The 14793-nt window shown below is 29.7% G+C and carries 14 protein-coding genes; 5 read left to right on the plus strand and 9 right to left on the minus strand.

The annotated features are described in order from the left end of the window. Window positions 1–24 precede the first annotated feature (24 nt). The 9 genes from L8W68_RS05970 to rpsU form a co-directional block, all read right to left on the minus strand. The gene (locus tag L8W68_RS05970) at window positions 25–444 is read right to left on the minus strand and encodes a PepSY-like domain-containing protein (RefSeq protein WP_039619466.1); all 420 of its coding nucleotides are present in this window, start codon (window positions 442–444) and stop codon (window positions 25–27) included. Between the two features lie 63 nt (window positions 445–507). Beyond that, window positions 508–2220, minus strand: coding sequence for an ATP-binding protein (locus L8W68_RS05975; protein WP_263675377.1), 1713 nt, complete (start codon window positions 2218–2220; stop codon window positions 508–510). Between the two features lie 8 nt (window positions 2221–2228). Then, window positions 2229–2708, minus strand: a complete 480-nt coding sequence (locus tag L8W68_RS05980) for a hypothetical protein (protein ID WP_263675378.1) — start codon at window positions 2706–2708, stop codon at window positions 2229–2231. Then, window positions 2705–3196 carry a YajQ family cyclic di-GMP-binding protein gene (locus L8W68_RS05985; RefSeq protein ID WP_263675379.1) on the minus strand — a complete coding sequence of 164 codons (492 nt, stop codon included), beginning with the start codon at window positions 3194–3196 and terminating at the stop codon, window positions 2705–2707. Before L8W68_RS05985 ends, L8W68_RS05980 begins: the two co-directional genes overlap by 4 nt. Further along, window positions 3186–4118 (minus strand): D-2-hydroxyacid dehydrogenase, encoded by a 933-nt coding sequence (locus L8W68_RS05990; protein WP_263675380.1) that lies wholly within the window; start codon window positions 4116–4118, stop codon window positions 3186–3188. The genes L8W68_RS05985 and L8W68_RS05990 overlap by 11 nt, the downstream gene beginning before the upstream one ends. Next, complete coding sequence (locus L8W68_RS05995; protein ID WP_263675381.1) at window positions 4118–5290, minus strand: glutathionylspermidine synthase family protein; 1173 nt, start codon at window positions 5288–5290, stop codon at window positions 4118–4120. Before L8W68_RS05995 ends, L8W68_RS05990 begins: the two co-directional genes overlap by 1 nt. A gap of 9 nt (window positions 5291–5299) precedes the next feature. Next, a complete protein-coding gene (locus L8W68_RS06000; RefSeq protein ID WP_258108466.1) occupies window positions 5300–5917 on the minus strand; it encodes a UPF0323 family lipoprotein in 618 nt (205 codons plus the stop codon). Window positions 5918–5992: 75 nt separating this feature from the next. Beyond that, window positions 5993–6598, minus strand: a complete 606-nt coding sequence (locus tag L8W68_RS06005) for a LysE family transporter (protein ID WP_263675383.1) — start codon at window positions 6596–6598, stop codon at window positions 5993–5995. A gap of 40 nt (window positions 6599–6638) precedes the next feature. Continuing rightward, on the minus strand, window positions 6639–6851 hold the full coding sequence (gene rpsU / locus L8W68_RS06010; RefSeq protein ID WP_002780697.1) for a 30S ribosomal protein S21: 213 nt from the start codon (window positions 6849–6851) through the stop codon (window positions 6639–6641). A gap of 185 nt (window positions 6852–7036) precedes the next feature. On the opposite strand from rpsU, the gene ccoG reads away from it, so the two are divergent. The 5 genes from ccoG (at window position 7037) to L8W68_RS06035 (ending at window position 14778) form a co-directional block, all read left to right on the plus strand. Continuing rightward, window positions 7037–8410: a cytochrome c oxidase accessory protein CcoG gene (ccoG, locus tag L8W68_RS06015; protein WP_257938982.1), complete on the plus strand. Its 1374-nt coding sequence runs from the start codon at window positions 7037–7039 to the stop codon at window positions 8408–8410. A gap of 2 nt (window positions 8411–8412) precedes the next feature. Beyond that, on the plus strand, window positions 8413–9036 hold the full coding sequence (locus tag L8W68_RS06020) for a TetR/AcrR family transcriptional regulator (protein WP_039619488.1): 624 nt from the start codon (window positions 8413–8415) through the stop codon (window positions 9034–9036). Between the two features lie 87 nt (window positions 9037–9123). Then, window positions 9124–10221 carry an efflux RND transporter periplasmic adaptor subunit gene (locus tag L8W68_RS06025; protein ID WP_039629236.1) on the plus strand — a complete coding sequence of 366 codons (1098 nt, stop codon included), beginning with the start codon at window positions 9124–9126 and terminating at the stop codon, window positions 10219–10221. After that, on the plus strand, window positions 10221–13343 hold the full coding sequence (locus L8W68_RS06030) for an efflux RND transporter permease subunit (protein ID WP_263675387.1): 3123 nt from the start codon (window positions 10221–10223) through the stop codon (window positions 13341–13343). The genes L8W68_RS06025 and L8W68_RS06030 overlap by 1 nt, the downstream gene beginning before the upstream one ends. After that, entirely contained in the window at window positions 13336–14778 is a 1443-nt protein-coding gene (locus L8W68_RS06035; protein WP_263675388.1) for an efflux transporter outer membrane subunit, read from the plus strand. Before L8W68_RS06030 ends, L8W68_RS06035 begins: the two co-directional genes overlap by 8 nt. The last annotated feature ends 15 nt before the right edge of the window (window positions 14779–14793 follow it).

The raw sequence follows: 14793 nt of genomic DNA on the forward strand, positions 1-14793 counted from the left end.
GAGTTAGTTGGAAGGATTAAGTGATTAATCATCAAATTTTTGACCTAAAATATTACCTTTAAAATCTGTATAAATTTCCATCATATTGTTTGTTCTGAATTTATAACCATTGATTTTTTTATCTACTTCTACAATAGCTGCATTTGGTTGTGCTGCTTGTACTTTTGCAATAACTTCTTTTGGGATAAATCCTGTTGGAATTGCTTTATATTTTCCATCAACTTCTTTCCAGTCTCCATTAATGATAAAATCAATTTCAGTTCCATCAACTAAATTTACTTCATAAGAATCTACATCTTGCTTTACATAACCTACATTTACACCTTTAAAATGAGTGTTTAAAAATTCTTGAGCCTTTTGAGGTAAAGCATTTGGGCTAACAACCATATCTGCAAACATAGAACTTGCACAAACTAAACTAGCTACCATTAATTTCATTTTCATTTTTTCTCCTTTAGATAAAAATTGAAAGAATGATATTGTTTGCTTGTGAAATTTGTGTGAATTTTAATTTTTAAAGCCAACTATCTTATTTTTATCAAAAGAAGATTCTATTTCCTTTTCTATAGTGTGTAAAAAATCGCTCATTTTAAAAACACCATCTTTAGAAATAGCTGCTTTTAAAGCTGTATTTTTAATCACCATTGCAATTTGAGCTCCACTTAATTCATATGAAGCTAATTTTTTTAAATCAAAACTATCATCAAATTTAGCATTTTTAGGCAAAGCTTTTTGCCATATCATTAAGCGTTGTTCATAATTTGGCTTTTTAAATTCGATTTTATACTCAAACCTTCTTGAAAAAGCCACATCTAAACTTTCTAAAAAGTTTGTTGTAGCTATGATAACTCCACTAAAACGCTCAATTTGCTCTAAAAAAATATTTTGCATTTGATTATGCATTTTATCAGCACCAGCGCTGCTTTCTACTCTAGTACTTAAAAACTGATCCGCTTCATTTAAAAGCAAAATAGGACTTTGCTTACTTGTTTGACAAAGTTCTTTATAAGTATCAAAAATCTTTCTTACATTTTGCTCACTCTCGCCCACATATTTACTTAAAATTTTTGAGCAATCAAAACTTAAAATAGATTTTTTCATAGCTTTTGCCATGCTTAATGCGCTCATAGTCTTACCTGTACCAGCAGGACCATAGAAAATTATCTTAGCTTCTATGTTTTTATTAGTTTTTATACCCCATTTATTTAATCTTTCTAAAACCTTTTTATCTTGTTGTTTTAATATACTTTCTAACAAATCTTTAGTACTTTGGGGCATAATAACATCATCTATATTGATATTTGGCTCGATTAGCTCAAAGATATCTTGTTCTTTAACTAAATTTTGAAGTTTAATTTTTTTATTTTTCTTTGGCTCTTTGAAATTAATAATTCTTTGTAAAATATCATCACTTAAATAAAAAATCTTAGTTATATCACCCAAAGAATTAACAAATTCATCATATTCTAAAAGATTTGAACTAAGTAGTTTAGAATCTTCTTCTAGCAAAGCTTTGTTTTCTTGCTTTTGCGCATCATCTTCACTAATTAAATGAAGTAAAAAATTAAAATCTCTACTATAAGAATTTTCAGTATTTAGCAAATACTCTTCTTTTAACAAACTAATAAATATCAAACATTCATTATCATTTAAAGCATATTCTTTAAAAATATCTGCTAAAACATTAGAAATTTTACTTTTCTTTAAACGCTCTTTAATGTATGCTTCAAAGGTGGTTATATCTTTTTTAATATTCTTACTTTGAGAGCTTTTAGCAAAAAAACGCAATCTTTGATAAAGCTCTATTTTAAAAAATTCATCTTTTAAATACGCAATATGATCTTCATAAATTTGATCTTGCATATAATCTTGTATGGTTTTATTTTCTAAAACTTGTAAGAAAACTTCACTTAAACTTAACTCACATTGTAATAAATTTAAAAGTAAGCTTGAATTTTTACTCGATTTAAAATCAGAAAAAAATTGAACAATAAAACCTTTTTCTATAAGATTTTTAAGATCTTTTAAATGATCTAAATACTCATATTCATCATTTTTAAAAACTTCGCTAAGAAGATTATAAGCATTAATGCTTGCATTTGCTCGCAAATAATTTTTGCATAAATGCTTTAAAATTAAAATTTCATCTTCACTGCATTGTAAGTTTTTATAAATATTGCTTTTAAAAGTATCATTAAGAAAAAGTTTTAAATCTTTCATATTTTCCTTTATATTGATTTTATGCTAAATTTGATTTTGGATTTTTTATCATTAAAACTCATATTTTTATCACAAACCTCATAAAAAATATCATAATTTTTACTTATAATCTTTTGAGTAAAACCACAAGAGGTAATTTGTTTATTTTTTCCATAAAAAATAGGCTTTTTATAGATTAGATCTTGCAAAAAATCATCATAATATTCATTATTAAAAAATCTTTTATTAAAATATGTTTTTGCATAACAAACACCATTAACACAAATTTTATCGCTAATTTTTAACTCAAGTAAGGCTTTAGAAGCGCTATAAAGCTCTAAACTTGTAAAATTTTTTCCCTCATATAAAAAACCATAATCAGCAAATTTAAACTCTGAGGTTTTTAAAATAATATAAGCACTTTGTGCTTGTGTTTTGCTTTTTAAAGCACAAGAGCTTAAAAAAACACACACAAAACACAAAAAAACTATTTGAGGTAAATTTTTCATTTAAGATTTTTAAAACTAAGATTAAGTTCTAAATTGAGTTCTTTTACTATTTTCATCACACTTTGCAAGTCATCAATTTGCTTACCAACTACGCGAATTTCATTACCTCTAATACTTGAAGTTACCTTTAGCTTGCTATCTTTTATAGCTTTGTTAATCTTCTTAGCACTATCAGCATCAATAGCGTCATTAACTTTTAAATTTAGTTTAAAATTTGCCCCACTTTCTCTGCTTAACTCCTTAATACCATTAGGGTTTATCCCTCTTTTAATAAGCTTTGAAATAACAATATCTTTTAACACTTCAAGCTTTGCTTCGCTAGAGCAAATAAGTTTATAAACACTTTCTTTTTCATTTAACTCTATTTCACTTTTAATGCCTTTTAAATCATATCTGCTATCAAGCTCTTTTTTAGCTTGTTCTAAAGCATTTTTTAACTCTTGCTTGTCAATTTCACCACTAATATCAAAACTATGTTCACTTGCCATTTTCTATAAACTCCTTAAGATTATTAAATACAATTTGGACTAAATTTTGTATGGATTCTTCACTTGCCCATGCAACATGTGGAGTGATGATTAAATTTTCTTTATTTTTTATACTAAGCAAAGGATGATTTTTAACCATAGGTTCTATTTCAAGCACATCAAGTCCTACTTTGATATTTTTCTCATTCATAACTTGAGCTAATTCTGCTTCATTGATGATTCCACCACGCCCTACATTAATCAAAATAGCCTCATCTTTTAAAAGCATTAGTTCTTTTTTACTTAATAAATTTTTTGTCTTATCATTTAAAGGCGCATGTATGCTAATTACATCACAAGTTTTTAAAAGCTCTTCAAGGCTTACTTTTTCATATTCATCATTATTATTAGTCCCTGAGGTAGAATAATAACAAATTTTAGAACCAAACATTTGAGAAACCCTAGCTACTTCTTTACCTATAGCTCCAAGTCCTATAATACCATGTTTTTTACCGGTTAAAGTATGCAAAGTCTTACTAAAATCACAAAACATTTTACTCTCACACCATTTACCTTCTTTGCTCCATTTATCATAATATGGAATTTGATTTAAAAAAGCGAAAAGCAAGGCAAAGGTATGGCTTAAAACACTTTTTGTAGAATAACTAGCGGCATTTTTTACCACTATACCTTTAGAATTTGCATAAGCTACATCTATATTGTTTACCCCTGTACCAAGTTGTAAAATAAGCTTTAAATTAGTGTTATCTATCACTTCTTTATCAATGATGATTTTATTTATCATCACAACTTGTGCATTAGCTATTCTTGCAATAACCTCATCTTTAGAAGTTAAGTCGTAACTTACAAACTCGCCAAGACTTTCAAAAACCGTTAAATCCGCTCCACCTAAGGTAGCAGCATCTAAACATACTATTTTCATTAATCTTTTACTATATGTCCTACAAATTTAGAATAATTATCAAGCACCAAACCACCTTTTCTAAAACCTAATCCACAACCCTCATAAGCAAAGAAAACTCCTGCTTGATAATAATCATTTTCATTTTTATTAAACTCAGCAAATTCTTGATATACAAAGCGATTATTTTGATAATCTCCCTTTGTTTCAAAACTTACATCTCCATTAGCTTCTATAATGGAAACATTTGCTCCTTCTCTACCAAAAACAGGTTTTTTAACACATTTTTTACCCACTAGAGGCTCATCACTTGTTTCAAGCAATAAAGGATGATTTGGATAAAGCTCCCATAAAATTTTCATTATACCTTTGCTTTGAAAAAGTAAAGTATAAGCAGGGTTTAAAATGATTGCTTTTTGATTTTGCATGATTTGCGTTAAAAGCATAGCAAGCTCACCCTCTTCTATGGCTATGCTTTCCCAAGGAATGAGCTTGAAAAAATACTCAAAATTTACATCATTTTTAAAAATACCTTCAGGCGAAAATTCAACCTCATCAATATAAGAAAACTCACTCTCAAAACCTGCTTCACTAGCAATGTGTGCTAAAAGTTTGGTTGTAATCATATCCTCATCGCTACCTGCGATTGAAGAAAATAATATCTTCCAACCCTCATAATACTTTTCAAACTCGCTTACATCTTCTTCTAAAGTGATAAGTCTTTTAAAATTATCTTTTAAGGCTTCATATATATTATTAAATTGCGAACTTTCATCTAGGTTATTTTGCTTTAAAATAGCCCATTGTAAAATAGCGCTTTCAAATAAAGATGTTGGAGTATCAGCATTAAATTCTATTAGCTTTATAGGCTTGCCATCAAGCCCACCTGCTAAGTCAAACCTTCCATATAAATGCCAATGCACATCATTTTCCCAACTCATCTTAATCGCATCAACTAAATTAAAAGGAATTCCAAGCTCATCAAAACGATCATTATCAATCACTTCTTGCGCAGCAGCTACAAACATATCATAAAGTTCATTCACTGCTTCATAATATGCATTTGCTTCATTTTCTCTCACACAAACTAAATTAGAATCTAAATAATCACTTCCATCATTATCTGTATGCCATGAAAAACCTATTTGTTCTAAGTAAGATTTTTCTAAAGGATTTACTTTTAAAAAATTCATTTTACACCCTTAAGATCCAAAAGAGCTAGAAGAACTTGAAGTGGCCTTAGAACCACCGCCAAAAAAGCCTGATTTTTTCGCGCTCGAGCTTGAAGTAGCACTTGTACTTGCTTTATTAAAACTATTTACACTTCTTTGGTAAGCACTTTGATTTGAAAATGCACCCCTTTGTTGATTTGCAAAATTTTGGTTATTAAAAAGTTTTGAACCTATCCAGCTACCAAGTATAGCTCCAGCTGCACTCGCAAGCAGTGTTTCACCTAAAGAAAGTCCTCCACTGCTCATTTGAGCATTGTTTGGATTTGTTAAATTTGAAGTACCATTGTCTATTTTAGCAGCTTCTTCTTGGATTAATTTATCCATTTCTTCTTTACTTAAAACTCTTTCTGTACCATCAAGTTGTTTTAAAACTACCCTAGTTTCATCACTTGGAAATTGATCTTTGATTTTGTATTGATTTGGAGCAGTTTCTTCGATGATAACAAAAGCACCTTGAGTATTTGCTGCTTGACTTAATGCATTATTAGAATCACTTGCATTGCTACTACATGCACTTAAAGCGCCTGCACTTATTGCAGCAATACCACTTATCATACTAAGTTTAAGTATAGTTTTAATGTGTTTCATAATCTTTCCTATAATTTAATAAGTTTAACTTAAATAAGATTTTAACAAAAAAAGTATTAATAAAAATTAATTGCTTTAATTTATCATAGTCATTAAATTGCTACTTAAAATAAACACAGCAAAAGCAAAAAATATAAAAGCACTTAAATAATCAATGAGTTTTAAATTCTTTTGATAAATTCTTACCATGAAAGGTTTTGAAAATAATAAAGAAATTAAAGAAAAATAAATTATGGTTTCTAAAATCAAAACAAAAATTAAAACTATCAACATCCACCGCATTTGGGCAAAATCAAAACTTGCAAAAACGCTAGCAAAATAAAAAATAACTTTTGGATTAGATAAATTTGTAATCATCCCACTTAAAAATGCAGATATATGAGTTTTTTGGACTTTTATATTACCTATTTTTGCATTTTTATAAATTCCATAAGCTAAATACAAAAGATAGCAAGCTCCAAAACTTGATAAAGCAATTTGCAAAAATGGAAATTGATGAAAAATCACACTCAAACCAAGTATGGAAAGTATAATCCACACACTCATGGCCAAACTCACACCCAAACTTGCTTTTAAAGCACTTTTAATACCCTCTCTTAAGGCATAAGAACTTACTAAGAAAAAATCAGGTCCTGGTAAAATAAGTCCAAAAAAATGAATGATTAAAATCCAAAGAAACATAAAAATAATCGAAGAAAAGCCGAAAATTCGGCTTTTGGTATTAGAGTCTTGACTCGTAGCGTCTAAGCATATAAAGTCTTTTAAGCATTTTTTTGCGAGCTGAAATTTTTTGTTTTTTGCGAATTTCAGTCATAGGCTCAAAAAATCTTCTTGCACGAACTTCAGTAACAACTAGATTTCTATCTACTTGTTTTTTGAATTTTCTATACGCTTCATCAAAAGACTCATTAGGATGTACCTTAATTCCTGGCACGACCCTCACCACCTTTCTTAAATAAAATTAAAAAAAGGATTATATCACAATTTCACTTGAAAATAAAATTTATTTTTGTAATAATTACATAAATAAAAATTAAACATAAATTCTTAATTAAAACAAAGTTTGGTTTAATTTTTCTAGTACTACAATTAAAAAAATATTTCTCAAGGAAAATAATAATGAGTGCTTGTATTACCAATTATACTAAAAAAAGGTATATAGCTTATATCATTTCTATGATTATTTTCATAGCGTTACCTTTTGTCAAAATCAATGGAAATCATTTCTTTTTATTAAGTTTTGACCATAAAAAACTTAATTTATTTTTTATTGCTTTTGATACCCAAGAGCTTTATTTAATGCCTTTTGTTATCATGGGTATGTTTTTAACTATACTTTTTGTTACCACTCTAGCAGGAAGAATTTGGTGTGCTTGGAGCTGTCCTCAAACCATTGCTAGAGTTATTTATAGAGATTTATTGCAAACAAAAATCTTTAAAATTCACAAAAGCACCGCAAACAAACAAAAACAAGCTGAGGGATTTTTTGTTCAAAAAGTTTTAAGTATTATGATTTTTTATCTTTTTTCTCTATTAATGATGAGTGCTTTTTTATGGTATTTTGTACCACCTGAAGATTTTTTTGTATATATTCAAAACCCTGCTGATCATTTATTGCTTTTGGGGATTTTATTTTGTGCTTCTTTGGCCTTTACTTTTGATATAGTGTATTTGGGTGAAAAATTTTGTGTTTATGTATGTCCTTATGCAAGAATTCAATCTGTAATGTTTGACAATAATACCGTTCAAGTTATCTATGATGATAAAAGAGGCGGTGTGATTTATGATGGACATACCAAACTTTATCAAAAACCACCACAAGGTGAATGCATAGGTTGTGAAGCCTGTGTAAAAATTTGCCCTACTCATATAGATATACGCCAAGGAATGCAACTTGAGTGTATTAACTGTCTTGAATGTGCTGATGCTTGTTCAAAAATTCAAGCTAAATTTGATCGCCCTAGTTTGATTAACTGGACTAGTGCAAAAGCTATTGAAACAAGAGAAAAAGTAAAATATTTTAGATTTAGAACCATCGGGTATTTAGTAGTTTTATGTGGTGTTTTTGCAGCCTTAGTTTTAATGGGTAGCAAAAAAGAAAATATGCTTTTAAATATCAATCGTTCCAGTGAGCTTTATCAAGTAAGAAAAACACATGATGGAGATTTATTAATCACTAATGCTTATGTATTTTTATTCCAAAATACAGATAATAAAACTCATGAGTATTATTTTGATGTGAAATTACAGGGAATTGATGATGGTTTAGAAATCATTAGACCAAAAAAATCTTTTAAATTAAAAGCCGGTGAAAAAGATAAACAAATAGTTGTTTTAAAAGCTACCAAAAAACTAGCAAATAATGATAGAAAAGATACAGTAATACCTTTAACCATTAAAGCTTATGCGCTTGATGATAAAAATATCATTATTACAAGAGAAAGTAATTTTGTCTATCCAAAAAATTCTGTTTTAAAGCACAAAAAACATTAAAAATGAAAAAAAAACTTTCTACTAAATCTCAAGCAAGACTTGAGAAAATCAAACAAATTGCTTCAGAATCATTTTTAAAAAATGGTTATGAAGCAACCAATCTTAAAGACATTATTAAACAAACCGGTGGATCTTTTTCTAGTGTTTATGAGCACTTTAAAAGTAAAGAAGGTTTATTTGAAGATATACTAAATGATTTTGCCGAAAATCATTTCTTAGCTAATTTAAAAAAAAATATGAAAATCACGAATGAATTAAGCTTAGAAGAATATTTATATCAGTATTCCTTGGCTTATTTAAAAATTTTCAACAACAAAAAAACCATTTCTATAGTAAGACTTCTATACTCTCAAATTTATAATGATAAATTTGATTTTTCCTCATGGTTTAAAGGTAATAATCGCAAAGAAGTTGAAAATGTTTTACGAAAAAGATTTGAAATGGAAAATGAGCATTTAGCTAACAATGCTGAATTTTTAAGTGTTACATTTTGTGCTATGTTAAGAGGAACTTTTTTTATGCAAAGTATTTTTGGAAATAAAGTACTAATGAATAAAAAAGAGCAAGAAGAGCATGCATCAAAAATCGTAAAACTTTTTATTAGTGGGGTTATTAACTTTAATTAACTATATATTGATAGAATAATTATGCATATATTTTTGTAATATAAATTACTTTTTTATTGAGCTAAATAAATAATTTTAAGGAAACCAATGAAAACAAAACTTTTAACTCTAGCTTGTGCTTCACTTATCTTTGTAGCATGTTCAGATGATAAAAACGCACAAGTTAAACAACTCCCTCCCCAACCTGTAAGCATTATGACTATGCAAAGTGCTAACTTACCTTTAGAATTTACCTATCCTGCAAGATTAAGCACTGAATTAGATGTGATAATCAAGCCAAAAGTAAGCGGTGAAATCAAAGCAAAATATTTCAAAAGTGGCCAAGCTGTTAAAAAAGGCGATAAACTTTTTCTTATAGAACCTGATAAATATCAAGCAAGCGTAAATATGGCTTATGGAGAAGCCTTAGTTGCAAGAGCAAATTTTGATGATGCTGAAAAAAATTTCAAAAGAGATCAAATTCTAATAGAAAAGAATGCTATTTCACAAAAAGAATTCGATGCAAGTTTAGCTAAATTTAACTCCACAAAAGCTAATTTAGAAAGTGCTAGAGCAAAACTTGCTAATGCAAGATTAGACTTAAAATACACTGTAGTAAGCGCTCCATTTGATGGAGTTTTAGGAGATGCACTGATGGATGTAGGTGATTATGTAAATGCTTCATCAACTGAGCTTGTACGCATTACAAATATTAACCCTATCTTTGCAGATTTTTATATTTCTGATGTAGATAAAATTAATATGAATAAAAATATTCAAAGCGGTAACTGGCAGTTAGAAAATATCCAAGTACAAGCTAATGTCGGCGGTGAACTTTTTAATGGAAAATTATATTTTATAGATAGCGTTATAGACACTCGCAGTGGCGGGGTAAAAGCAAAGGCTATTTTTGACAATAATAACTCAAGTTTAATGCCTGGTTCTTTTGCAAATGTTCATGTTAGTGGTTTTGTTCAAAAAGATGGGTTTGAAATTCCTCAAGTTGCTCTTTTACAAGACGATAGTGCTACTTATGTTTATACTTTAGTAGATGGAAAAGTGGTTAAAACCATTGTTAATGTTATCTATCAAACCCCTGATAGAGCAGTTATTGACAAGGGATTAAAAAATGGCGATAAAGTGATTTTAAATAACTTCAAAAAAATCCGTCCCGGTGCAAGTGTTAGCGTAATGGAGAATAAATAATGTTTTCTAAATTTTTTATAGAAAGACCTGTATTTGCTTCTGTTGTAGCTATTATCATTTCTTTAGCAGGGATTATAGGCCTTTATTCTTTGCCTGTAGAACAATACCCTTCTCTAACTCCACCTGTTGTAAAAGTAAGTGCAAATTACTCAGGCGCTGATGCTCAAACGGTGGCTCAAACGGTGGCTATTCCTCTTGAAGATGCAATCAATGGGGTTGAAAATATGATTTATATGGATTCAACCTCAAGTTCTTCAGGTGATATGAGTTTAAGTGTGTATTTTAACATAGGTACAGATCCTGACCAAGCAACAGTTGATGTTAATAATAGAATTTCAGCTGCTATGGCAAAACTACCTGAAGATGTTAAAAAAACTGGTGTTAGCGTAAGAAAAACTGGTTCAAGTATTTTAGAAGTTGCTACTTTATATTCCCCTGATGGTTCTATGGATTCACTTGAAGTATATAATTACGCTGCATTAAATATCTTAGATGATCTTGCAAGGGTTCCTGGCGTGGGTAATGCTGTGGCTATTGGCTCAAGAAATTATTCTATGAGAATTTGGCTCAATCCTGATTTATTAAACAAATACCAAGTTACTGCAACTGATGTTATCGCTGCAGTTAGTGAGCAAAATGCTCAATATGCTACTGGCAAGATAGGTCAAGAACCTGTAGTAGAAAGATCTCCTTATGTGTATTCAGTAACTATGCAAGGGCGGTTAAAAAATACCAAAGAATTTGAAGAAATTATCATAAGAGCAAATAGCGATGGCTCTTTTTTAAGACTTAAAGATGTGGCTGAAGTTTCTTTGGGCTCAAGAGAATATACATTCAATGGTAGATTGAATGGAAATGATGCAACTCCTATTTTGATTTTCTTACAAACTGGAGCAAATGCAGTAAGTACAGCTGAATTAGTACAGAAAAAATTTGAAGAACTAGCAAAAAACTTTCCTGAAGGTTTAACTTATAAAGTACCTTATGATACAACTATATTTATTAAAGCTTCTATTAAAGAAGTGGTAAAAACTTTTTTTGAAGCACTTATTTTGGTTGTAATTGTAATGTATTTATTCTTAAAAAATTTCCGCTCAACTATCATACCTATGATTGCTGTGCCTGTTTCTATTTTAGGAACTTTTGCAGGATTATATGTCTTAGGTTTTAGTATTAACTTGCTTACACTTTTTGCCTTGGTACTCGCCATTGGTATTGTTGTTGATGATGCGATTATTGTGGTTGAAAATATCGATAGAATTATGCATGAAGATCCTAATATAAGCATAAAAGAAGCAGCTATTAAAGCAATGGATGAAGTTGCTGCACCTGTTGTATCTATCGTTCTTGTACTTTGTGCAGTATTTATACCTGTTTCATTTATATCCGGTTTTGTGGGCGAAATTCAAAAACAATTTGCTATAACCCTAGCAATTTCAGTTACAATTTCAGGTTTTGTAGCTTTAACACTAACTCCATCTTTATGTGCGATTTTTTTAAGAAGAAATGAAGGGGAGCCATTTTATTTAGTTAAAAAATTCAATCATATTTTTGATTGGTCTACTGAAGTTTTTGGAGCCGGTGTAGCTTATATACTTAAAAGAACCGTGCGATTTGTTATAATATTTTTTATTCTAATAGGTGGTTTATATGGACTATTTAAATTAGTACCTAATTCACTTGTTCCGCCTGAAGATCAAGGAAACTTCTTAACTATTGTTAATCTACCAGCAGCATCTTCGCTTAATAGAACTACTCAATCAATGGATGCTATGGCAGAAGAATTGCGTAAAAATGAAAATATAACAAATGTAGTAGGACTTATAGGTTATGATCTTTTTACAGGCTCTTTAAAAGAAAATGCTGGAGCAATGTTTGTAAATCTAAAAGATTGGAGCAATAGAGATACTAGTAGTTTTGATTTAACAGGAATGTATAATAAACAATATTTCTTAAATCCAAATTTCCAAACTTTCTTTGTTAATCCACCACCAATCCAAGGTTTAAGTTTAACCGGTGGTTTTGAAATGTATGCACAAAATCGTGGTGGTAAAAGCTATGATGAAATTCAAGCAGATGTAAATAAATTAGTTGAAGCAGCAAATAAACGTCCTGAACTTAACAATGTAAGAACGACACTTGATACTAATTTTCCACAATTAAAATTAGAAATTGATCGTGACAAAGTAAAACTTTATGGTTTAAATTTAGCAGATGTATTTAGCACGCTAAATGCTACTATAGGAACTTATTATGTGAATGATTTTTCTATGCTTGGGAAAAACTATCGTGTAAATATTAGTGCAATTGGAGATTTTAGAAATACACAAAATGCTTTAAAAAACATCTTTGTTAGGGCAAATGATGGTTCTATGATAGCCTTAGATAGCGTTTTAACCCTTCATAGAGGTGTTGGACCTGATGATGTAAAACGCTTTAATATGTTCCCATCAGCACTAGTGCAAGGTGATCCTGCTCCAGGCTATACCTCAGGACAAGCCATTGATGCTATTGCACAAGTTGCCAAAGAAACTTTAGGAGAGGATTATTCTATTGCCTGGGCAGGTTCAGCTTATCAAGAAGTTACAAGTAGTGGTGCAGGACAAATAGCATTTATGTTAGGACTTTTATTTGTATTTTTGATTCTAGCAGCTCAGTATGAAAGATGGCTCATGCCTTTAGCAGTAATCACTGCTGTGCCTTTTGCGGTGTTTGGTTCTTTACTTCTTGTATGGCTTAGAGGTTTAGAAAATGATATATATTTTCAAACAGGGCTTTTACTTTTAATAGGTCTTTCAGCTAAAAACGCCATTTTGATTGTTGAGTTTGCTATGGAAGAACACCTTAAAAAAGGAAAAAGTATTTTTGAAGCTTCTATTAGTGCAGCTAAGTTAAGATTTAGACCTATTGTAATGACTTCATTAGCATTTATTTGTGGTATTTTACCTTTATATTTTGCTTATGGAGCAGGAAGCGCAAGTCGTCATGCAATAGGTACAGGTGTCATAGGGGGTATGATAGCAGCTTCTACTATAGCCATTTTCTTTGTACCTTTATTTTTCTATTTACTAGAAAGTTTTAATAAATGGCTTGATAAAAAAAGAGGTAAAATCAATGCGTAAGTTAATAATTTTTGCAAGTTGTTTTTTAATAACAGCTTGCAGTTTAAAACCAAATTTAGAAATCAAAGATGTAAATTACACTAAAAGTTTAGATCAAAACATTAGCATTAATAAACAGTGGTGGAAAGCTTTTGATGATAATTATTTAAATACCTTAGTCGATCAAGCTTTAAAAAATAATAACGACTTGCAAATTGCATATATGAATTTACAAAAAGCTTATGAAACTTTAGGTATAGCAAGAAGCGATTTGCTTCCTAAGCTTGATGGAAGTGCTAGTGGAGCAAGAGGAAAAACTAGCATTAATGCTCCAAGTAATAAAAGCAATGAGTTTGCTTATGGTAACGATTTTAATATTGGTTTAAATTTAAGCTATGAAGTAGATTTATGGGGTAAATACAGAGATACTTATGGTGCCTCAAAAGCAAAATTGCAAGCTAGTGAGTTTGACTATGAAAGTGCGAGATTAAGTTTAATTTCTAATGTAGTAAAAACTTATTTTAACCTAGCAAGCTTAAGCGAGCAAGTAAAAATTTTAGAAGAAACAACCCAAAGTTATCAAAAAACTTATGAGTTAAAATTAGAGCATTTTAAACTTGGAGTGATTAGTGAGTATGAGCTTAACAAATTTAAAGCTGAACTTGAAAATTCAAGAGTTTTGCTCACAAATGCTAAAATTCAAAAAGAAGCTAACGCCAAAGCTTTAAAAATATTAACTTCAAATGATATTGATGATATACTTTATAATAGCATAGAGTATAAAAAAATAGGACAATACGAACTTAGCATACCTGAGGGCATTGGTAGTGAAATTTTACTTCAAAGACCTGATGTACAAGCTAGTTTAAAAACTTTAGAAGAAAAAAACTATCTTGTTGGAGTAGCTAGAACTGCATTTTTACCAAACCTTTCTTTAACAGGACTTTTGGGTTTTCAAAGTAATGATTTAGATCTTTTAGTCAAACATGGAAGCAATACTTGGAATGTAGCTGGAAATTTTGCAATGCCGATTTTTCATTGGAGTGAGATTATGAATAATGTTAATATCGCAAAACTTACCAAAGATGAAGCTTTTTTGCAATATGAAAACACCTTAAAAACAGCCTTTGGAGAAATAAGACTTGCTTTATTTAACCGCCAAAGCTATTATGAAAATGAGCAAAATTATAAAAATTTATTTCTAGCTCAAAGTAAAATTTATGAAATTTCTACCTTAAGATATGAAAATGGTGTGATTAACTTGGCTGATTTTTTACAAGATCAAAGAAATTATTTAAATGCTAAACTTTCTTATACTAACTCATCTTATGAGCTTGCAAATTCCATTGTAGATGTTATGAAAGCCTTTGGTGGAGGATTTAACGCTAAAGAAGAATCAAAAGAAAACATCAAAGCTATGGAAGAAAACTTAAAGGAAAACTTTTATAACAACTAAGTCTTTAAGGCTTAG

This window comes from Campylobacter sp. FU_497 (genome assembly GCF_025772425.1).
Taxonomy (GTDB): domain Bacteria; phylum Campylobacterota; class Campylobacteria; order Campylobacterales; family Campylobacteraceae; genus Campylobacter_D; species Campylobacter_D lari_C.